This is a genomic window from Kitasatospora sp. NPDC087315 (genome assembly GCF_044744345.1).
GTDB lineage: Bacteria > Actinomycetota > Actinomycetes > Streptomycetales > Streptomycetaceae > Kitasatospora.
On sequence record NZ_JBIUYD010000044.1, the window covers coordinates 1 to 21,262 of the forward strand.

Sequence of the window (21,262 nt, forward strand, 5' to 3'; positions counted from 1 at the left end):
GGCACAAGATCATCCGACACGTGGAGCACTCTGCCGCCCGAACACATCAACTGCCAAGCCCCTGAGCTGAACTCATTTTGAAACGATCAGTAAGGAGGCAATCCTCCAGCGGGGCGGTGGCGACACGTCGTGCGACCAGGACAAGTGTGCCGACAAGAGGCACGAGGTCTGCGACCGTGACAAGTGCACCGCCTATTGGCGGATCACGGTGACCAACACCGACGGCGTTGACATCACCGGCATCACGCTCAACGACCAGCAGGAGGTCTCCTGCATCGTCGCTGCCGGGACGTTCGACCTGGCAGCTGGTCAGAGCAAGAGCTTCTACTGCTCCAGCACCATCACGGGGGACACCACCAACACGGTGACGGCGTCGTTCGTTCCGCCGAACTCCCCTCCGGGGACGGCTCCGACCACGACTGCGCCGTCCTCCGCGATTGCCAAGTGCCCCCCTCCCTGCGAGCACAAGTGTGATGAGCAGCCCGGGTCCGGGGCTCCGCACATGCCTGGACACACGCCCGAGCACGGCCCGAAGCCTCCGGTGCCCGCTCCGGGCGGCGAGGGCGGTGCTCCGGGTGATCTGCCGCACACCGGTGCCCAGGTCGGTGCCTATCTGTTCGCGGGTGCGGCGCTGCTGGGTCTTGGAACGCTGCTGCTCCTCCGGGTCGGCGTCCGTAGGCGCCGGACGGGCAGTGTCGAGTAGAAGAAAGCCGACCGGACGAAAGGTGATCGTTTGACTGCTCGCTGATGGGATGTGATTCCAGTCATTCGACGGTGGCCCGGGAATCGAGGTTCCCGGGCCACCGCGTGTTGCCGGCCGGTTGTTTCGGGAAGCCCGGGGGCTTGGCCTGCGGCGGCCTGACGTCACAGCCCGTGAATTTGTCCGCAGGTAGCACTATTGGGCTATCAGGTCTTGTGTTCCGCCGTTTCCCCTTGCCGGGCTCCCGGCCGACGGCCTCCGGCCGGTGGGGGTGGACGCCGCACCCCGCGGTGGTGCTGCTCTGGTGTGAAATCCATCCGCCGAATCGGCGGACTCCTGGCGCGCCTTCCCTGCGGTGCGGGCGGGCGGCTCGGGGGCCGGGGGAGCGGGTGGCGAGCACGCATGGCGGCGCCTGCTTACTGTGCGTTTGCAGGAAGAGCGTCAGGTCGGTTCATCGCTCCATCGGAAGACTTCGGTATCCGTCCCGTTCCGGCCCGGGCCGGAACGGGCGGCTCTCGGCGCGCCGCCGGCGAACCGTCCTCGGGGACACCCCATCGCACGTTCTGGAGGCCTCATGCTCGCGCCGCTGTCCCCGGGGACACCCGCGCCCCGTCGGGACGACTCCGCCCTGACGCCTTCTCGCCGGCTCTCGGACGCGGAGATCCTCCAGAGCGTCCGCCAGGGCGAGGTGGACGCCTACGGTGAACTCTTCCGCCGCCACCATGCCGCGGTCCTGCGCTACGCGGCCGGGTTCTCGCGCTCCCACGACACCGCCGCCGACCTGACGGCGGAGGCGTTCGCCCGTGTCCTGCACGCCGTGCTGGCGGGGTCCGGGCCGTCGGCCTCCTTCCTCGGCTATCTCCTGGCCACCCTGCGCCGTACGGCGGGTGAGTGGGGGCGGACCGCCGACCGGATCCGTCCGGTCGCGGACATCGACGAGTTCGAGCGGGAACCCGTCCCGGAAGCCGGCGCCCGCGCGCTGGCCGACTTCGAGAACACCACCGTGGCCCGGGCGTTCGCCTCCCTGCCCGAGCGGTGGCGAAAGGTCCTGTGGCACACGACGGTCGAGGGTGCGGCCGCCACCGAGGCCGCGGGCGTGCTCGGGCTGTCGCCCTCCGCGGTCTCCGCGCTGGCCTACCGCGCCCGGGAGGGGCTGCGCCGTGCCTATCTCAGCCAGCACGCGGGGGCCGGCGGTGAGGCCTGCCGCAGGTTCATCGAGAGGTTCGGCACCCACGCCCGAGGCGGCCTCGGGGTCCAGGCGTCGCGGCTTCAGGAGCGTCACATGCGCGAATGCGTTTCCTGTATGGCCGCGTTCACCGAGGTGCGCTCGGTCGAGCGGCTGCTCCATGCGTCGCCCGCCCCGCTGCCGCGGTGTGCCCGGACCTGCGGGTGCGCCCGCCGGACGGCCTCCGGCGCGGTGGGCCGGGCCGTTCTTCCGGAGGCCGGGGCGGGTGGCCGGGTGCCGGGTGCGGGGTGCGTGAACAAGCCACCTGCGGAGACGGGTGGTTGAAGTACATATGACATGGGGAGTGATGATCGCGTCATGAGTATTTGTCGGGCCTTGTCATAGAGTGACCGCGTTCTATCGCGTTCGAGTGCCGATCATCGCGGCGCCCGGCCGTCGGCGGACCGCGCGGTGCCGAGGCCGTGGTGGGCGGTGCGGGAGGGCGGATGACCTCGTTGTCGGGGGCCGGTCGTGGATCCGAACTGGCGCGGCTGAGGGCCGTCGTCGAGAGAGCGCGCACCGGTCGGCCGACCACCGTACTGCTTGACGGCGAGCCGGGCAGCGGGAAGTCGGCGGCCCTGGCGGAACTCGCCACCATGGCCGCCGAAGCCGGCTTCCAGGTGGCCGTCGCCAAGGCGCGCAACAGTCCGGACACGCCGTTCGCGGCGGTCGAAGGTCTCCTCGGCGGCCTGCTGCCGAGCGCCGCCGCACTGCCCGCACAGCGGGCCCCATCAGACGAACTCCTCTGCGAACTCGCCGGGTTGGTGCGGGCGCAGGCCCGGCGCACACCGATCGCGGTCTGTCTGGACGACGCGGCCCACGCCGATCCCTGGTCGCTGCGGTGGCTGTCGGCCCTGTCCGAGTCCGCGCTCCCCACTCCGCTGGTGATCGCGCTGTCGGCGGGTGACTGCGGCTCCGGCCACGAACCCCCGTTGACGGCCGAACTCGCGGCGGGCGCCGAGCACATCCGTCTCGCCGGGCTGCCCACGGCCGCCCTCGCCGACTTCGCCGCGGCCCGCTGCGGTGTCGAGCTCGACGAGGAATCCGCCGCCGTGTGCCACGAGTTGACGGGCGGAAACCCCGGTCTGCTGGTGGCCCTGCTGTCCGCCCACACCGGCGCCGCGCCCACCGCGGAGGAGGTCCGGGCCACCACTGGTCCGACGCTTCTCCCGGACGCCGAACGGTGGTTGGGCGGCCTGGACGAGCCGGCGCTCGCCCTGGCCAGGGCCGTCGCCGTGCTCGGGGTCGATGCGGAGATCGCGCTGGCCGCCGAACTGGCGGGGCTGACCGTCGGGGAGGCGCTGGCGGGGCTGGACGTCCTGGTCGGCCGCTGCCTGCTGGCCAACCGCACCCCGCCGGCCTTCCGCCACCCGCTGCTGGCCACGATGGTCGTCGGCGGCATCCCCGTCGGCAGCCGGGCCGCCCTGCACCTGAGGGCCGCCGAGATCCTGCGCGACGGGCACTACGGGGTGACCGGCGTCGCCCGGCAACTGGTCGCCGCAGGACCGCTGGGGCTGGGCTGGACGGTGCGGCCGCTCAGGATCGCCGCGCGCCGACTGGCCCGGGAGGGCCGTCCCGAGGACGCCGCCCAGCACCTGCGCGGGGTGCTGCGCGAGCGGCTGCGGCCGCGCGTCCGGTCGGCGGTGCGGCGTGAACTCGCCACGCTGGACGCGTTCGTCGATCCGGACCTCGCCGCCCGCCAGCTGGACGCGGCCCGGCAGGAGGCCGAGGAGCCCGAGATCACCACCGACTACGCGGTGGCCCTGGCCGGTCTGCTGACCGAGTGCGGGCGGCCGGCGGACGCCGTGGCGGTCCTCGACGACACGGCGGAACGGCTCGGCGGGGCGGCCCCGGTACAGAGCTGGCGTCTGCGGCTGCACCGGGCGTTCATCTGCGCGGGTGGCCCCTCCTGGCTGGCGCGGAGCGCCGACCGGGTCGACGACCTCGTCGCCGAGGCTCCCCAGCCGGGAGAGAAATGCCGCGAGTTGTCCATGCTGCGGGCCGCCGAGGCCGTCAACGCCGGCGAGGACCGGACGGCGGCCGTGTGCCATGCCCGGCAGGCGCTGGCCGGTCGCGCGGACGGCCAGGCCAGGTACCTGTGGTACGGCTGTAGCGCGCTCGTCCTGGCGGACGAGCTGACCGAGGCGTGGACGCACTGCGGCCGGGCCCGCCTGGCCAACGGGGCGCCGCCCGGGCGGTGGGAGGACGTCGCGGCGGAGCTGCTGCGGGCCGTGATCTGCCGGGCACGCGGCGACCTGGCCGGCGCGGCCGGGGCACTGACCCCGATGGCGGGGCTGCTCTGCGCGGCGGCGTCCGCGTCCCAGCTGCTGGCCGTGCTCGCCGTGTCGGCGCTGGTCGAGGCGCGGGCCCTGATGGGGGAGCCGGACGCCGCCCGTGCGCTGCTCGCCGACTGCGGGCTCGACCACGACCTGCCACTGCGGCAGGACACCCCCGCGGTGCTGTCCGCGCGCGCCGTGCTGTGGGAGCAGACCGGTGATCTGCCGCGCGCGGTGGAGGACCATCTCGCCGCCGGCCGGCTGCTGACCGAGTGCGGCGTGCGCAATCCGGCGGTGGCGCCCTGGCGGTCGCGCGCCGCGCGGCTGCTCGTCGAGGCGGGTGAACTCCCCGAGGCCGCCCGGCTCGCCGCCGCCGAGCTGGACGACGCGCGCCGCTGGGGCACCCCGCGCGCCATCGGCACCGCCGAGCACGCGCTCGCGCTGGCCGAGACCGGCGCGCGGCGGACCGGTCTGCTCACCAACGCCGTCGCCACCCTGGCCGGCTCCCCGGCCCGGCTGGAACTCGCGTCCGCCCGGCTGGACCTGGGCACCGTCCTCGGTGCGGCCGGCCGGGTGGACGAGGCACGCGCCGAGTTCACCGCGGCGCTGTCCACGGCCCGGTCCTGCGCCGCGCGGCCGCTGGTGCAGCGGATCACGGCGGCCCGGCAGGCGGTCTGCCCCGGGGACGCGGACGAGCCGGTGGATCCGCTCCTGGGCCGGCTGACCCCGCAGGAGCTGAAGATCCTCCGCCTGGCCCGGGCGGGCCACACCAACCGGGCGATCGCCGACCGGCTGTACGTCACGGTGCGGACCGTCGAGTTCCATCTGTCCGGTGCCTACCGCAAGCTGGGCATCGCCGGGCGCCAGCAGCTCGCCGAGGTGATCCCGGCGACGGAGCCGGCCACGGCGACGGCCAGAGCGACAGCCACCGGGACGGCCGCCCGGCCGGGGCACGCACACCCCCGGTAGGCGGCGCCGCGCCGGCTCAGCCCAGCCCGTCCGCCCACTGCTCGCCGAGGCCGGCCCACTCGGGCACGCCGGTGGCGGGCGAGGCGACCACGTACCGCTGGAAGCTGCCGACCGCGGAGACCCCGTGCACCGTCTCGACGGTGTTCGCCGCCAGATGGCAGAGCAGCCCCCGGTCCACCGGCCCGAGCCCGAGGCGGTTGAGGTGGACGTACAGGTAGTTCACCACCAGCCGGAAGGAGGCGAACCAGTGGTCGGTGCGCAGGAAGTCCGCGTGGCCGTGGTCGCTCTGCAGCAGCCGGTGGAACTCGCTGACCTGCCGGGTCGGCATCCGCGGCGCCCGCCCGGCCCCGCTCAGCGACACCTCGCCGGACACCAGCAGCGGGTACGCCGCCCGCTGGCAGCGGCGGACCGCCTCCGCCCACTCCAGGACGAACGGCGGGCCGCCCCCGTCGCCGGCCAGCGCGGCCTCCACCGCGCGCAGCCGTTCGGCCAGCGCGTCGGCCTGCCGCCGGTAGCGCCCGTCGAACGCCGCCCGGTACCCGGCCGGGTCCTGGGTCCGGGAGAGGAAGGCGTCGGCGTGTGAGCGCAGCGAGAGGAAACCGCGCTCGATCGGCGCTCCTCCCTCGTCGAACGGGACGGCGGCCACCGACACGGTGGCCCACATCAGGTCCAGCGCCAGCGGCGCCAGGGCCCCGCCGGACCGGAGGTGGTCGTACATCCCGAACGCCAGGTCGTTGGTGTCGCCGAGGAACCCGGCCAGCAGCTCGCTGGCCCGCATCGAGCCCAGGACCGGCAGCCGGTGGTCATAGGGCCGCTCGACGACGGTGTTGTCCGCCACCCAGGGGCGGAGCGGCCCGGTCTCCATCTCCAGCTCCGCCAGCCGCTCGTGCACCGGGGCCAGCGCCGCCTCGTCCAGCCGGGCCGTGGACGGACGGGCCCGCACATGGGCGTCGATCTGCGCGGCCACGGCCGGTCGCACCAGGGCGGCCCAGTCCTCCCCGGACACCAGGAAGTTGAGGCGCAGGTGCGGCCCGCGCAGCCAGTGCCGGCCGAACCAGGCGCCGTCGACCAGCGGGCGCACGGCCTCGAACGCGGGCCGGACGGCGTCCAGGACGAGCGCGGCCTCGGTCCGCTCGTCGTGGTGGTGGACGTGGAGACTGTGCCAGCGGGCGGACGGCCGGCTCACGAGGCCGCCAGCGCCTCGGGCAGCTCCGCGAGGACCCGGCCGACCAGGAACCGCAGCTGGTTCTCCTGCCACAGCGTCAGCCCGAGCCGGTTGTTGACCAGGTGGGCGCAGCGCAGCAGCACCAGGCTGGTGGCCGGGTGGTCGGTGGCGGCCAGATGGAGCGGCTCGGCCAGCGGCGAGTCGGCCCACTCGGAGGTGAAGCCGCCCGCGTCCTCCAGCGCGTGCAGGTCCTCCCGCAGCCGGCGCACCGACGCGAGCCAGTACGCGCGGTGGTCCCCGCCGTCCGGCCGGGCGGCCAGCCGCCAGGTGCGCTGCGCCCGCTGCTGGAGCTTCTCCCGCTGGGCCAGATAGCGCGGCTCGACATCGGCCGCCTCCGGACCGCTGCCGAAGGGCAGCGGCGGGCCGCCGTGCCGCACCCAGCGGTCGCGCACCTCGTCGCAGAGCGCGAACACCCCGACGACCAGGTCGAACGCCAGCAGCGCGCGCTGCTCCACCGACGCACCGGCCGCCACCACGGACAGCGCCAGCTCGCTGGACTCCAGGAAGTGCCGCTCGACGGCGGCGACGGCCGGACCGTAGCCGTAGTCCCCGTGCTCGCGCCGGTAGGGCAGGAACTCCACGGAGTTGTTCGGCCGCACCGCCTCGTCATGGCCGGCGCGGCCCTCCAGGCCGGCCAGGCCCTCGGCCACCTGGGCGAAGCGCGTCCGGTCCACGACGTCCGCGGCCGGGGCGGCGGCCAGGAACGCGCGGATCCGCCGGGCCGCCCGGTGCTCGATCTCGGCCCGGTCGGCGGGGAACGAGGGAAGCAGCCGCAGCCGGACGTGCGGCCCGCCCTCCCAGTAGCGCAGGAAGAAGTAGCGCTGCACCAGGCCCTCGGCCGTCAGCGCCGCGACCAGCGGCCGGACGCAGCCGGCCAGCAGCGCGTCCTGGTCGGTGTCGTAGAAGATGTGCGCGCACACCCAGTCGGAGTCCTCCGCCGTGTCCGGGTCCAGCCGGCCGCTACCGCTCAGCATCGTGTCCTCCATTGATCTCGACGAGGTATTCGGTCACCCGGGAACCGTGGTCCCCGTAGTCCGGGGTGTCGGCCGGGTCGGGCAGGGCCTCCTGGAGGAACAGCACATGCCCCCGGTCGGCCAGCATCCGCTCGAAGACGCCGACCAGCAGCAGGTTCGCGAAGTCGACGTACAGCGGCTTGCGGGACTTGATCCGCCACACGCTGCCGCCGACCACCGAGGACGGGTCCAGGCCCCGGACGAAGCAGCGTTGCGGCATCCCGTGCTCGTGCAGCCACGCGGCCAGCCGCAGCAGATAGGGCCGGTCCCGCTCGCCCTTCAGCCGGGCCGGCACCGCGTCCGCCGGGAAGACCCACTGGCGGCGGCTGACCGTCGTCCGGCCGATCACCACCCGGGGTTCGGCCAGCATGCCGTCGACCCGGGCCAGCGAGGTGTCCCCGAACATCCGGCGGCCCGGGATGAGCAGGTTGGCCGTGGCGCCGAACGCCTGCATCAGCAGCCTGATCGCCGGCGGCAGCCACAGCTCCGCGATGAGGTTGGGGTGGACCGGGCGCACCACGGCGTCGCGGTCGCGCGAGCGGAGGGTGAGCAGACCCAGGGCCGGGTCGTGCCGCACCACGAGGTCGGCGAGCGGAAGGCGGTCGCCGGTGCCGCGCAGGCTCGGCCCCTCGGGGTAGTCGATCTCCACGGCCAGCGCCGAGGTGCGCAGCCCGACGTTGCTGCCGTAGTGGCGGCAGGTGTCCGCGACGAGCACGCCGTCGGGTGGCGGCGCGGTGGCCGCCTCGGCCGTGATCCCGGCCTGGGTGAGCAGCCGCCGGATCCGGTCGCGGCCCCGGCCGTGACCGGAGTTGACGGCGTTGAGCACGAACCGGGGCCCGTCGTCGCCGGGTTCACCGCCGCCTCCGCCGCTGATCGGTTGGCCGTAGAAGGCGACCGAGTCCGGCGGCCGCATCCAGACCGGCCACCGGTCGGCCAGCGCGGAGAGCAGGTCCGGGTCCAGCCACAGCACACCGTGTCCGTCCGCCCGCCCGTCCGCCGCCTCGGCGCACAACCGGGCCCGCAGCAGGGCCAGTTCGCGGATCCGGGGGAGCCGGTGGTGGGTCAGGGCCTGGTAGCCGTGCGTGCCGATGGAGAGCAGGCCCGGCAGGCCGGCGTCCTCGCGCAGCCACTCCTGCACCGCCCGGTGGAAGACGAGGAAGGGCACGGTGGCGCCGGGGCCGATCCGCTCGGCGAACGCCTCGGCGAGCGCCACCCGGCCGGGCAGGGCCGGGTCCAGGACGGCGTAGCAGCGCCGCACCACGTCCAGATCGCGCAGCACCGGCTCCCAGGCGTGCCGGTCCGGCCCGGGCGGCGGTGCGACCAGCAGGGCGTTCTCGATGACGCTGTTCTTGGCGGGCAGCTCGATCCGCTCCGGTCCGGCCAGCAGACTGATCCGCCGCAGGGCGGCCTCGACTCCCCGGGTGCGCCGCAGCCGGTCCTCCGGGTCCGCGGCCGCCGGGTAGCCGTCCAGGTGCTCGGCCAGCCGGGCCAGCTCGCCGCCGATCCCGGCGAGGTCCGGCCCGGCGCCGTCCACCCAGGAGCGCAGTTCGGCGAGCGGATCCAGGGCCTGGTCGGCGAAGGGGCGTTCGGCCTCCAGGAGCCCGAGCTCCACCAGCCGGCCGAGGTAGGCGTCGGCGGCGGCCGGCGTGCTGCCGGTCCGGGCCGCCAACCGCTCGGCGGCGTCGGCGCGGGCGCGGCCCTCCTCGCCCACCGCGTCCAGGCAGGCCCGGACGGCAGCGGTCGCCGGCAGGGCGCGCAGCGGCTCCTCGGAGCCCGCGCCGAGGAACTCCCAGCGGTCGCCGACCAGCAGCGCGCTCGGGTTGAGCCGCAGCCGGAGGCGGGCCGCGAGGACCGGATGCCCGCTCAGCCGCCGGACCAGCTGCTGGACCACCCAGACGTTGATCTCCGTGACGCTGCGCACCGTGAAGCCGGCGGGCGCCGGAGTCGCGAGGGCCGCAGCCGCGGGGGCCCGGTCCTGCCAGGTGCCGAGGCCGCTGACGGTGAAGGTGCTGAACGGGCTGGTCTTGGTGGTGATCCGGGCGAGGTACTTGGCCAGCCGCAGGGCCAGCCGGCGGTCCGGGGCGGTCTCCTCCGGCTGGGCCAGCCAGGTGCGCAGCCGGTCGTGGAGCACCGGGCTGCTCAGGACCAGCCCGTGCTGGAAGGCGGGATCGCCGGCCGCCTTCCGCAGCAGCGCGTACGGGGCCTTCGTGTGGTGCTCGACCAGTTCGTCCAGTCGGGTCAGGTCGCTCTGGTACGTCGCCACCAGGGCGAGCCAGGACCGCACCCCGTCGGTCAGGGCGGGCGGCAGCAGCGCGCGGACGTCGTCGTTCCAGCACCGGGGCGTCGGCGGCCGGCGGTTGTGGACCGACCGGCGGAGCGCGACCAGCAGGGGCCGGCCGTCCGGCCGGTGTCCGATCACCTCGAACAGCGCGTCCGAGAGCGCGGCCTCGGCGGTGGTCAGCTCACGGTCGGCGCGGAGCACCGCCTCGACCCGTTGCCACAGTTCCGGTGAGCGCATGTCGTCCAGCATCGACACCGGCAGCCCGCCGAGCCGGATGCCGAAGGTGTCCGGGGTGGAGAAGTCCTGGGGCATGAGTCGACTCCGGTCACGGGAACGGATGCGGGTGGGGGTTGACCTGCTCCGGCGCCAACGGCCCGGCTCGGTAGCCGAGTTCGGCGGGGAGGTGGCGCAGCCGGGGCAGGCCGGTGGTGCGGCGCATGCGGTGGCCGAACGTCATCGGCAGCAGTCCGGGGACGATCACCTTGGCGCAGGCCAGGCCGCCGGCCCGGTGCTCGTCCGTGGTCTGGTCCACCACGACGACGTCCTGGCCGCGGCGGGTGAACCGCGCGACCACCTCGGCCAGGTCGGTGCGCAGGTCCTCGCCGCGGGGCCGGCAGGTGGCCCGCGCGAACGCCTCGGCCACCGGGAGGGCGGCGCCCGAGCCCGTACCGGTGCTCCTGCCGTCGCCGGAGTTGCTGAAGTCACCGGGGTCGCCCGGGTTTTCCGGATCGCCGCCGAACAGGAAGCCGAAGCGGTCGAACGCGGCAGGGTGGCAGTACAGCAGGGCGTGGTCGCGCATCTCCCGCACCAGGTCCGGATCGGCGACCATCGCCGCGATCCTGGCCGACTCGGCGCGGTAGGCGGACCGGTTCCACCCCAGGTTCGCCGCCAGCTCCAACAGCCCGTTGAGGAGGGCCCGTTCGGGATCGAAGTGCGCACCGGCCGCGCAGATCGCGGCCGGTTCAGGGCAGGGCCCGGGGTGCACCGCCATCACCCAGGCGGTCGGGATGCCGTGCTCCGGGGTGGTGGCGAAGGCCACCACCCGGTGACCGCTGTCCTGCCTGATCCGCTCGGCCAGGATCGCCACCCGCGGCTCGGTCACCGTGGCCAGGTCCACCCGGGGCACCGGCAGCCGGGCGTACCAGGTGAGCAGGAAGGCGTCCCGCTCCGCCAGCTCCACCACCCCGTGCAGCGCGGCCTCCTCCAGACAGCCGCCCAGGGCGCAGCCGTTGGACACCTCGTAGGCGAGCGGCCGGGCGAGCGGATTGCCGTGCCGGGTGCGGTAGTAGGCGTAGTCCTCGGGCACCAGCACGGGCGCGTCGCGGGCGAACGAGTACCCCCAGACCCAGTTCAGCTCCTGGTCCGGATCGAACGGGGGATAGGGGAAGTCCGGCTCCGCGTACCGTTCCGGCGGGTACAGGCCCAGCTCGGTCGGGCAGAGCGCCTGCTCGGCCACGCTGCTGTAGCCGGCCCGGACCACCGTGCGCCGGCCACCCGGCCGGGCACCGCCGAGCCGCTCCAGCGCCTCGGCCAGCGCGGTGCGCTCGCAGCCGGCGTAGTCGAGATCCCGGCCGAACCCGGCCTCCTGTTCGCCGCCCGGCAGGTGCAGCGGCGCGGACACCATCGGGTAGCGGTAGTCGGTGCGCACGTCGAGCTGGCGGACCACTCCGGTGCGGCCGTCCACGTAGGTCCTCACCAGCCCGTCCCAGTCGGCCCCGAGGTCGCGGACCCGGTAGGTGTCCCGGCCGAGCTTCGGCCGCGGCGCCCCCATCAGGACGGGCGGTTCGTCCGGGGGCAGCCCGCCGCACTGGGAGCAGGAGGGATCGGGGAGGAACGGGTGGGCGTCGACCGCCAGGCTGGTGAGCGAGAGCACCAGGATGCCGTCGGTGGTGCGGCGGCGCGGCGGCGCGGCGAGGCCGGCGCGTCTGGCGTGTTCGGAGTGTTCGGTGTGTGCCACGAGCTCCGCCGCCACGAGTCCGCCGACGGCGTCGCGGGCCCAGGCCGACAGCAAGGGCGTGGTGCGGTCGGCCAGCCGGTCGCCGAACCGGTGGACCAGCGCGGCCCGGGGGCTGTCCGGGCCGAGCGCACGCTCCCGCCGGGTCCGGGCGCACCGCGCGCAGCCGGGCCGGCCCGGCGTGACGTACGGGCCGATGACGACGTTGCCCAACTCGACCCGGACCGGCAGCCAGGCGGCGTCGGACCGGTGCGGGGCCGTGCCGGTGGTCCAGCCGTCGTCCGCGGTGACGATCGCGGCGCAGTCGGCGTCCGTGTCCGCGACCCGCCGGTGTGTGCGGTGGACGGTGGCGCGGATCGCGGCGGCGAGCAGGCCCGTGCCCAGCACGGCGACACCGGTCGGGTGGGTCGTGCCCGGGGCGGCGTGGATCATCGTCTCGCCTCTTCCTCTCTCGCCGGGGGTGGTGACACACGCCCGTGCCCGGCGGACTGGCTGCCCGCCAGGCACGGTCATGCGGTCAGGTCAGCAGCAGCAACAGGAGCAGCAGCTCGCGGGCGTGCCGGTCGAGGTGCAGTTGGACGCGCCGATCTCGACCATGGCGTGGCCGACGTTGATCGACTCCAGGCTCGCGCCCGGCGAGGTCGGCAGGATGTCGAGCTCGTCCACGCTGAGGTCAGCGAGGTCCAGGACCAGGTTCGTCTCCATCGGTGTCCCCTTTCTCCCGGTTGTCGGGTGTTGTGACGGGTGGACCGGATCCGGTCCACCCGCCCCGAATCCTGTGTCGGCGGGCGGCCCCCGGTCTTGACGGTCGGACCGAAGACCGGGCCGTAGGATCTCGCGGGCCGGGGGTTTCGGTCCGCGAGATCACCAGGTCAGCGGCGGTTCGTACTGTGCGGTGGCGCGACGGCGGCCCAGGACGAGGGTGAAGACGGGCACCTGCGCGGGACCGGCGCCGATCAGCGCGCGGACGGCACCGTCGTGGTAGCCGTTGGTGATGCGGGCGGAGAGACCGGCGGCGGCCGCGAGCACGCTGATCCGCTGCGCGACGATGCCGCCCTCGTGGTGCAGGATCCGGTACCCGCGATCGCCGAACCAGCGGTCTCCCTGGACCCGGTCGACGCTCAGGAACACCACCGCGTTGGCCTTCGCCGTGTTCACGGCGGGGGTCCGGTCGCAGAGCATGGACACCACGCCGTGCCACGCGCGACCCGGCAGCGGGACCAGCTCGGGCGCGGCGACCGGCCGGGGACCCGCGTCCGGTCGGAGCCCCGGGTCCCGCCAGGGCTCCGGCTCCGACGAGGGATCCGGCTCCAACGAGGGCTCGGCGTCCAGCCGGTAGAGGCCGGCGGGCACGCCGTCGACGTTGAGCACCAGCACATGGCAGTCCACCAGCGGCCGGCAGGCCGCCTCGGTGTGGTCGGAGGCCACCGGCTCCAGCGCGTACCGGAGCAGGCCGGCCAGCTCGTGGGCGGGCAGGGCGGCGCCATCGGGCAGGAACATCCGCCCGCCCGAGTCACGCGCCCGCAGGGCCCGCGCCAACTCGACGCCCCCGGCGGGCGGTTCCTCGCCCGAGGCCGGGATCGGGCGCGCGGAACGGGGGCGGTCGGCCGGGAGGTGGAAGGCGGCCGGCTCCACCGGCGCGGCCAGGCCGGCGCCGGCGCCGGTCAGCCGGCCGGCCCGGTCCAGTTCGGCCAGGCCCGACCAGGCGGCCGGATCAACGGTGTTGGTGCGGAGGTGCGACGGCCGGATCGGTGGCAGCGGTGCCAGTGTCAGCGGCGTCCGGGGCTCGGCGGGTTCGGTGGGCTCGCCGTCCAGGGGCGTCGCCCCGGTCGCGGCCGGTCGCGCGGGGCCCAGGTCGAGTACCGCGAAGGCGGTCTCCTCCACCCCGTCCAGGCCGAGCGCCCGGTTGACGACGGCATCGTCGAACCGGTGGTGCACACGTGCGCGCAGACCCAGCGCACCGCCGACCAGCAGCACGTTCCCGACCGTCATGCCGACCTCCTGCGCGCACAGCCGGTAGGCGTAATCGCGGTAGCGGAAGGCCGACTTGCGGAAGCACACCGCGGCCACCACCAGGGCGAGCGTGTCCTCGCCTCCCGCGCCGGTGGCGGCCCGCAGCTCCGTCGGGAGGCCACCGGGCCTGAGCCCGGTCAACGCGTGGTGCGCCGGGTCGTAGTGGTAGCAGCCGGCCGGCAGCGCGCCGGCCGGACGGGCCAGCCACAGATACAGCTCCACCGGGTGGAAGCACCGCGCGGACGCCACCGCCCGGTGGTACGGCCAGGCCGCGTGCGGGCCCAGCTCCATCCGCACCAGCCCGTAGGCGTGCTGCAGCAGCGCCGACAGGTCTGGCTCGTCCAGCGCGGTGAGGCGGGGCGCGCCCCCGGCGTGCGCCCGCAGGAACCCGGGGAAGGACCACCGCGCGTCACCGATCCGGCGGGCCGGTTCGCTCAGCACGTGGCGCGGCAGGCCGCGGAAGACCTTGGCCGGCAGCGGGTCGTCCTCGTCGCCCTCCTGCCCGTGCCCCTCCGCGAACAGCTCCTGGACCGCTTCGAAGGTGCGCCACCAGAACCGGAGACCGGCCGAGCCGACCAGGTCCGGGGCGGGTACGGTCTCACCCGTCCACGTGGCCTCACCCATCGGTCAGCACCACCCGGAGCACGGCGGGCAGGACCTCGTGGACGGCGGGATCGTGGTCCAGCGGCACTGCCACCGGGCGAAGGTGACGCCCAGTCAATGCATCTGCCATGTGAAGGAGTTCCGGCAGGTCGGGCCAATCGGCGCCGGGCGTCGGATCAGGCGCCGGGCCCAGCCCCGGGACGAGGGCCGGGGCGTAGGCGCGCTCGCCGGTCAGGGCGGCCTGGCGTTCCAGCAGCACCCGTTCCAGCCCCTCGGCCACCGCTCCCGGACCGCACGTCACCGCGACCGGCCGCCCCTCCTGCCACCACGCGAGCACCGCGATCCCGAGGGCGCCGCCGATGTCGGCGACGGCGGCCGAGCCCCCCGCCGACCGCAGCAGGCCCAGGTACCGCCGCGCCCTGGCATCCGGCGCCGCTCCGGCCAGGTCCAGGGCGAGCGGCCGCGCCCGGCCGAGAAGGACATCGGCGGTGGCGAGGGCGGCGCAGTGCTGCGCGATGCCGTCGGTCACGGCGTCGTCCCAGCTCAGTTGTGCCGCCAGCCCCGTTCCCCGGACGAACGCCTCGGCCGCGGGCACCGCCCTCGCCCGTTGGCCGGTGACGTCCCAGCCCCGGACCGTGGCGCCGGGGCCGAACCTGCGGGGGTCGGCCGAGACCGCCGCGTACCGCGCGAGGCCGCGCAGCGCGGCACACCGCCGCGCCTCGGCGAAGTCCAGGCCCGCGCCGAACACCCGGGCCGCACCGGCGGTGTGCGGCACGGCCTCGGTCACGTGCAGCGGCAGCTGGGTGAAGTCCCGCTCGTCCAGCCGGCGCAGGACGCCGACGTGCGGGTCGAAGCAGCGGGCCGCCCGGGCGGAGAACTCCTGCTCGTCGATCGGTCCGGCCTTCCTCAGCCGGTCGATCCGCTCGGTGAACGCCGCCTCGCTCTCCGGCTGGGCCGGCCGGGTCGCCGGATGCGGGAGGAACGCGTGGGTGGAGGTCCGCAGGGTCTCCAGGTCGATCCTGGTCAGCCTGCCGTCCTCGGCGGCGGCGACACCCGTCACGGCACGGAGCGCCGCCAGCCCCAGGTGGCCCGCCACGACGGCGGCGGCGGGACCGGTGAGGAACTCGCCCTCCCGGTAGGGGCCGTGGGCGCCCAGCCGCAGCCAGGCCGACTCCCAGGCCGGACCGGCCGGCCCCAGCCAGGCGACGTCGTCGAGCACCACGCCCTGCACCAGCAGGGTGCCCGAGGCCCGGCACAGCCGGTCCAGCCGCAGGGCGCGCTCCACCCCGTGGGCCGAGGCCACGTGCAGTACCACGTCCGCACCGGCCAGCCCGGCCAGCTCCGCGTCGGACAGCTCGACCTGGGTCAGGGTCTGGCCCGGGTCGCGCTGCCGTGCCTCGGCGGCCAGTTCGGCCAGCCGGGCGGTGTCGGTCGCGGTCTCCGGGGTCCGCACGGCGCGGAGCCGGCGGACCCCCGAGTGCAGCGCGGAGCAGACCAGCGCGACGAACGCCGGGCCCGCGCCCAGCACCACCACCGCGCTGTCGCGGTACGACTCGAACCGCCGGGCGGCGGAGTCCCGGTGGTACTCGACGAAGGCGATCTCGGCCGCGTACGTCTCCAGCTCCCGTGCGGTCAGGCCGTGCGGGAGGTCCTCGGCGGCGTCCACCAGGCAGCCGGCCTCGTGCAGCCGCCGCACCAGCGTGTCGACGACGCCCCGCTTCTCCTCCGGAAGGCCGCGGACCAGGTCGTCGAGCTCGGTCGAACCGTTGAGATGCGGTGCGAGGCGGTCCAGCCACTGGTAGGCGGACCGGCCGTTCAGCGCGATGTCGGCTCCCGCGCCGAACACGTGCACGCCGTCGCTGGTGGGCACATAGAGCACGTCGGACTTCAGTTTCGGTCGCATCGCCAGCCCTCGGATCGGTGATCACCCGAGTATCACGGCCGGACCCGTACCGGTCTTGACGGTCCCACCACAGGATCGACCGCAGGACCGTCCCCAGGACGCCCCATGACCCACCGGACCCACCGAAGCCGTTTCCCGCCCTACCCGTCGGCCGATCCGAGCGGCCCGGCCCGGGCGGGGCGAGGGCCCGGAGGTGCCGCGCGGGCGTACTCAAGGGGCGGCCGCGGACTGCTCGGGCCAGACGGGGGGAGAGTCGATCCGGACCACCACGCTCGTCCAGCTGAACCCGATCCCCACGCCGACCAGCAGCACGTGATCCCCAGGGCGCAGCTGCCCGGTCTCGGCCAGGTGGGCGAGGCCGGCGGCCTGGTCTCCCGCGCCCAGGTGTGACACGTGCCGTCCCCAGTCCCAGAGGGTGCGTTCGGGCCCGATCTCCATCGGTTCCAGGAACTCCCATTCGAGTGTCCCCCTGCCCAGGTTCGGAAGCACCACCCGGCGGATCGACCGCAGGTCGGTGTCCGCCTCGTCCAGCGCCTGCCGGATGTTCCGTTCGGTTCCGGAGACGAGGCGCTCGGCTATCCACCCGTAGCCCGCCTTCTGGACGTAGCGCTGCTTGCGCGTTCGCAGGTCGAGAGGTCTGTCGTCCTGGTGGGGGCGATCGGTGAAGCCGGTCGTGTCCCGGCACATCTCCTCCAGCTCCGGGTCCGAGGTCGAGACCATGGAGCAGATCTGTGCGAAGCCGGCCCGCCGGGAGAGCACCGTCGCTGTCGCGCCGTCCGCGTAGACGACTCCGATGTCGCTGTTCCACCGGTCGAATCCCGGTTCGCAGTAGCGGTCCGCCGTGGTCACCAGGGCCGCGCTCCGGCTGCTGTCCGCCGCCATGAAGCACGCTGCCAGCTCCCATGCCGCGAGTCCTCCGTTGGACCCCTGCTGGATGTGCACCGCGGGGCCGCCCCCGCTGACCGTGTGGTGCTGGATGTAGGAGGCAGGTGTCCAGAAGTCCTGTCCCTGGTGGTAGAGGCTGGCGTGCAGGACCAGTGAGATCTCGCCGGGTTCGTGCCCGGACCGGCCGAGCGCGAGGCGCCCGGCGGACACGGCCATGTCCGGTGCGGACTCGGCGGCGGAGATCCGGGTTGCCACGAGCTGGTTCAGCCGGTTGTCACGGGGGTCGTAGCGGCCCGTCTCGACGGCCTCGGAGAGCGGGGTGGCCGGCGGCATGAAGACGCCCAGGCCCGTGATCGTCAGTTCGTTCCACTTCATGGTTCATTCACCCGGTTTCATAGGCCAGTTATGCGATGTCGCAGGGGAGTTCGGAGACCGACAGGGCACCGCCCAGCTGGAAGGACCGGGGAGGCGCGGTGGAGCGGATTCCGGGCAGCTGGGTGAACAGCTCCCGGAGCAGGATCGCGAGTTCGAGCCGGGCCAGGTGCATGCCCAGGCGGTGGCATCGGCGACGGTCCGCAGACCGTAGTGCCCGTCCGCGGGCTTGACGCTCTCCCCGTGGCCGCGCAGGTCCGGGGCGAAGACCTCGCCCCGGCGGGAGAGGTCCCGCGCCGTGCGGGTCCAGGTGAGGGACGAGCGGCTGGCACCGTGGAGGAGGACGGCGGGCGGGTGGTCCGGCCGGGCACCGGTCCAGTGGCGGTAGCGGAACCGGCCGGCGGGGAGGTCGACGGAGGAGGCTCTCATCCCGCCCGCCCCTGGTCCGGGGCCTGCGGGGCTGATCCCGGTACGCACGGTTCACACCGTCGGCTCGATGTTCATGAGGATGTTCTCCACCAGCGCGGAGATCGAGGGCGAGGTCCGGATCACGGTGCGTGGGATCTTCATCCCCAGGCTCTGTTCGAGCCTGTTCCGCAGGGCGAGCGCCATGAGGGAGTCCGGACCGATGCTCGACAGCCGGGTGCCGTCCGTCGCGAGGTCCCGGCTCTGCTGCCGGAAGCCCACCGAGGGGGGAATCACGCCGTGGTGCAGCGCGAGGACCGTCTTCAGCGGTCCGGCGGCACCGGAGACGGCCTCGGTGTGCCCGATGTCCCCCTTGGCCGAGCCGAGCGCGCACGGACTCGGACCCTGGCCGTACACCGCCGCCGTCGAGGCGAACCCGATGGGATCGCCGACCGGAGCCCCCGGTCCGTGGGCCTCGACCATGTCGATGCGCGACGCCTCGACGGCCGCCCGGTCGAGAGCCCGCCGGAAGACGGCCTCCTGCGCGGCCTGCGAGGGAGCGGTCAGCCTTGCGGAGCGCCCGTCCTGGTTCACCGCCGTTCCCCGGATGACGGCCAGGACCCGGCCCCCGTCACGGTGGGCGTTCGCCAGGCGTTTCGGGACGACGACTCCGCCCCCCTCACCACGGACGAACCCGTTGGCCTCCGCGTCGAACGGCAGGCTCTGCCCGGTGGGGGAGAGCATCCCCCACCGGGCGTAGGAGACCCCCGGCCCGGGCGCGAGGATCAGCTGCACACCTCCGCAGAGGGCGAGGTCCGACTCGTCCCGCTGGAGGCTCTGGGACGCCAGGTGAATGGCGACGAGGCTGGACGAACAGGCCGTGTCCACGGCGATGCCCGGACCGTGCAGATCCAACAGGAAAGACACCAGCGTGCCGTGGCTGGAAAAGCCGAAACAGGCGCTCGTGCGGCCCGCGGGACGCCGGGCCCACAGCGTGTAGTCGCGGGAGAAAACGTCGGCGAAAACGCCCGTACGGGCCCCGCCGAGCGAGGACACCGGAATTCCCGTAGGCTCGCACGCCTCCCAGACGACCCCCAGAGAGAGCCGGTGGTTGGGATCCAGCCAGGGTGCTTCGTCCGGGCTGATGCCGAAGAGTCCGGGGTCGAAGCCGCCGATGCCGGAATCGAGGAAGCACCCCCAGCGCAGACGCTCCGCGATGTCCGGGTCGAGCCCCGCTAATTGCCGTTGGGTCCAGCGGCTTTCCGGCACCGGGCCGATCGTGGCGGTGCCGTCCGCGAGGAGTCTCCGGAACGAGGCGGGATCCGTGGCTCCTCCGGGGAACCGGCATGCTGCCCCGATAACCGCGACAGGGGTGTCCGCTCCGTTGGATGGCGTCGTGATGTGCTCGGACAGTTCGCGCATGGCAGTTCGCCTCCTCCACGCCGACCAGTTTCAGATTACTCCGCAGGGCCGATCCGGCTCGGGGGCGGTGGCGGGGAGGCCTGGCGAGGGGGCCTGGCGAGGGGGCCTGGCGAGGGGGCTTGAACACGGAACACGGAATGTCGCGACCGGTGGTGCGGAGCCTTGCCGAGCGGGCGGCCGGAGGCGGGCAGGGACGTCGCGATCGGCGATCGCCTTCGCGGCGGATCTGTCCAGTCGGTCAACGGTGTCATTGACGGATGGTCGGTCGCGGGTTTCCGGCGCAGGGTCCAGCGTTTTTGGAATGGCGTGAACCCGGCTCGGGCGTTTTCCCGAAGCTGTGCGATTGCCGGAGCTTTGACGTCCCGTTCCTTCTGGAAGTCCGGAGACCGCCCTCGATGCCTGCCGTGGCCGCTGCCCGTACCGCTGCCGTCTGCTGGACCGCTCCGCGACGGGCGTGATGGCGCAGCCGGAGAGCGGCTGACGGCCGGCCGGGTTCAGTCCGCGGCAGGGGAGGGGGCGGCCGGTTCGAGCGTCTCGTCGTCGCGGGCGCCGGCCAGGACGGCGTCCAGCAGTCCGGGGTAGCGGGCGTCCAGGTCCTCGCGGCGCAGCCGCAGCAGGTTCTCCCGGCCCGAGGGCTGCTGCCGGATGACGCCGCTGTCGCGCAGTACCCGCCAGTGGTGCGTCATCGTCGACTTGGCGGTGACCCCGATGGTGGTGAGCACGCTGCCGCAGTTGTGTTCCCCGCCGCTGTCCAGGACCCGTACGGCGGCCAGTCGTACGGGGCTGCCGAGTGCGGACAGGACGTCCTCGATCCGGATCTGGTCCCGTTCGGGGTGGCGGTAGATCATGGTCCCACCGTACCGCGACCGTCCCGCCTGCGACCCTGGCCCCGGCACGCACTACCCTGTAACGAGTGAACATTAATACCGACCCTTACGGGCTGAGGGTGGGCGTGCCGAGCGTCGACACCTTCCGTCACCTGCGCACCGCCGCCGGCATGAGCGACCGCCCCGCCGGGGCGGTCGCCGCCGGACTGCCCCACACCTGGCACGGTGTGACCGCGCACCTCGGGCAGCAGACCGTCGGCATGGGCCGCATCGTCGGCGACGGCGGCGCGGTGTTCCAGATCGTCGATGTCTGCGTCCTGCCCGCCCACCAGGGCCGTGGCCTGGGCCGGCGCATCATGGCCCACCTGACCGCCGAACTCGAACACCGCGCCCCCGCCGGTGCCTACGTCTCCCTGATCGCCGACGGCGACGCCCACCGCCTCTACGCCCACTACGGCTTCACCCGGACCGCCCCGCACTCGGTCGGCATGCACCGCCTGGTCTGACACCCCCGCGTCGACGACCACGGCCGCCCCTTCCGCACCGCGGGCGTCCGCGACGCGGCGGCCTACTTCCACAACGGGAAGAGCCGGGCCCGGACCGAGCCCGACCTCTGATCCCCCGTGTCGCGGGCGACGGCCGACCGCGCCCCGTCACAGCACGGAGAGGACGTCCTCGTGCAGTTGGTCGAGGACGAGGCCGTTGTCCCACCGGACCCGGACCGTCACGCGCCCGCCCCGCCCCCGGTACGCGGCCCACTGCGGCTCCAGTTCGGCGATCTCCGCCTCCAGCCGCTCGCGGCTCGCCTCCGGCATGGTGTGCCCGTAGTCCTCGAAGAGCGCCTTGAGTCGCTGGTACTCGCGGACCTCCTGGCTCTGGGGGAGTTCCCCGTTCACCCGCTCGACGGTGCCTTCCATCCCGGCTCCCAGCGCGAGGAACCCGATGACGGCCCCGGGTTCCCCGGCGAGGGCCTCACCGATCCCGAGGTCCTCGGCCAGCCTGACGCGGCGGCCCTCCTCCAGGGTCATCCGTTCTCCGCCTCTCCGTCGATCGGTGCCGCTGCCGCTGCCGCAGCCGGCCTCGGAGGTCACGGTACCCGGCTCCCGGCGACGGGTGACACGCGACCGGCGGGGCGGCGCGCCTCACGATCGATGAGCCCATCGATCGTGTTCGGCCCTTCCTCCGGCTG

Annotated in this window: 16 protein-coding genes and 1 pseudogene; 4 read left to right on the plus strand and 13 right to left on the minus strand. The window is 74.2% G+C overall.

From position 1 onward, the window contains the following. The first annotated feature begins 208 nt into the window (after positions 1-208). The 3 genes from ACIO5D_RS37330 (at position 209) to ACIO5D_RS37340 (ending at position 5,170) form a co-directional block, all read left to right on the plus strand. Entirely contained in the window at positions 209-703 is a 495-nt protein-coding gene (locus ACIO5D_RS37330) for an LPXTG cell wall anchor domain-containing protein (RefSeq protein ID WP_400800694.1), read from the plus strand. Between the two features lie 571 nt (positions 704-1,274). Next, entirely contained in the window at positions 1,275-2,210 is a 936-nt protein-coding gene (locus ACIO5D_RS37335; RefSeq protein WP_400800697.1) for an RNA polymerase sigma factor, read from the plus strand. 161 nt (positions 2,211-2,371) lie between these two features. Next, complete coding sequence (locus ACIO5D_RS37340) at positions 2,372-5,170, plus strand: AAA family ATPase (protein ID WP_400800700.1); 2,799 nt, start codon at positions 2,372-2,374, stop codon at positions 5,168-5,170. Positions 5,171-5,186: 16 nt separating this feature from the next. Here the strand turns inward: ACIO5D_RS37340 and ACIO5D_RS37345 are convergent, their stop codons facing one another. The 12 genes and pseudogenes from ACIO5D_RS37345 to ACIO5D_RS37400 all read right to left on the minus strand — a co-directional run bounded on the left by ACIO5D_RS37345 (position 5,187) and on the right by ACIO5D_RS37400 (position 20,094). Continuing rightward, positions 5,187-6,356 carry a thiopeptide maturation pyridine synthase gene (locus tag ACIO5D_RS37345; RefSeq protein WP_363608239.1) on the minus strand — a complete coding sequence of 390 codons (1,170 nt, stop codon included), beginning with the start codon at positions 6,354-6,356 and terminating at the stop codon, positions 5,187-5,189. Then, on the minus strand, positions 6,353-7,369 hold the full coding sequence (locus ACIO5D_RS37350) for a lantibiotic dehydratase C-terminal domain-containing protein (protein ID WP_400652684.1): 1,017 nt from the start codon (positions 7,367-7,369) through the stop codon (positions 6,353-6,355). The genes ACIO5D_RS37345 and ACIO5D_RS37350 overlap by 4 nt, the downstream gene beginning before the upstream one ends. Beyond that, the gene (locus tag ACIO5D_RS37355; RefSeq protein WP_400800703.1) at positions 7,356-10,001 is read right to left on the minus strand and encodes a lantibiotic dehydratase; all 2,646 of its coding nucleotides are present in this window, start codon (positions 9,999-10,001) and stop codon (positions 7,356-7,358) included. The genes ACIO5D_RS37350 and ACIO5D_RS37355 overlap by 14 nt, the downstream gene beginning before the upstream one ends. A gap of 13 nt (positions 10,002-10,014) precedes the next feature. Beyond that, on the minus strand, positions 10,015-12,075 hold the full coding sequence (locus tag ACIO5D_RS37360; RefSeq protein WP_400800706.1) for a TOMM precursor leader peptide-binding protein: 2,061 nt from the start codon (positions 12,073-12,075) through the stop codon (positions 10,015-10,017). Between the two features lie 90 nt (positions 12,076-12,165). Then, positions 12,166-12,348, minus strand: a complete 183-nt coding sequence (locus ACIO5D_RS37365) for a hypothetical protein (RefSeq protein ID WP_363608231.1) — start codon at positions 12,346-12,348, stop codon at positions 12,166-12,168. Between the two features lie 159 nt (positions 12,349-12,507). Further along, positions 12,508-14,280, minus strand: coding sequence for a SagB family peptide dehydrogenase (locus ACIO5D_RS37370; protein WP_400800709.1), 1,773 nt, complete (start codon positions 14,278-14,280; stop codon positions 12,508-12,510). Further along, a complete protein-coding gene (locus tag ACIO5D_RS37375) occupies positions 14,273-16,162 on the minus strand; it encodes a hypothetical protein (protein WP_400800712.1) in 1,890 nt (629 codons plus the stop codon). The genes ACIO5D_RS37370 and ACIO5D_RS37375 overlap by 8 nt, the downstream gene beginning before the upstream one ends. Positions 16,163-16,372: 210 nt before the next feature. Beyond that, on the minus strand, positions 16,373-17,422 hold the full coding sequence (locus ACIO5D_RS37380) for a ketoacyl-ACP synthase III family protein (protein ID WP_400800715.1): 1,050 nt from the start codon (positions 17,420-17,422) through the stop codon (positions 16,373-16,375). A gap of 28 nt (positions 17,423-17,450) precedes the next feature. Beyond that, positions 17,451-17,594 carry a hypothetical protein gene (locus ACIO5D_RS37385; RefSeq protein WP_363608325.1) on the minus strand — a complete coding sequence of 48 codons (144 nt, stop codon included), beginning with the start codon at positions 17,592-17,594 and terminating at the stop codon, positions 17,451-17,453. A 26-nt stretch (positions 17,595-17,620) separates the two neighbouring features. Further along, positions 17,621-17,848: pseudogene (locus ACIO5D_RS37390) on the minus strand (alpha/beta hydrolase); the annotation flags it as partial. A gap of 51 nt (positions 17,849-17,899) precedes the next feature. Then, positions 17,900-19,246 (minus strand): beta-ketoacyl synthase N-terminal-like domain-containing protein, encoded by a 1,347-nt coding sequence (locus ACIO5D_RS37395; RefSeq protein ID WP_400800717.1) that lies wholly within the window; start codon positions 19,244-19,246, stop codon positions 17,900-17,902. A 494-nt stretch (positions 19,247-19,740) separates the two neighbouring features. Beyond that, on the minus strand, positions 19,741-20,094 hold the full coding sequence (locus ACIO5D_RS37400) for an ArsR/SmtB family transcription factor (protein ID WP_400800720.1): 354 nt from the start codon (positions 20,092-20,094) through the stop codon (positions 19,741-19,743). Positions 20,095-20,159: 65 nt separating this feature from the next. Here ACIO5D_RS37400 and ACIO5D_RS37405 point away from each other — a divergent pair, with 65 nt between their 5' ends. Beyond that, complete coding sequence (locus ACIO5D_RS37405; RefSeq protein WP_400800722.1) at positions 20,160-20,579, plus strand: GNAT family N-acetyltransferase; 420 nt, start codon at positions 20,160-20,162, stop codon at positions 20,577-20,579. A gap of 147 nt (positions 20,580-20,726) precedes the next feature. Here the strand turns inward: ACIO5D_RS37405 and ACIO5D_RS37410 are convergent, their stop codons facing one another. Then, positions 20,727-21,101 (minus strand): hypothetical protein, encoded by a 375-nt coding sequence (locus tag ACIO5D_RS37410; RefSeq protein WP_400652657.1) that lies wholly within the window; start codon positions 21,099-21,101, stop codon positions 20,727-20,729. Positions 21,102-21,262: the final 161 nt, after the last annotated feature.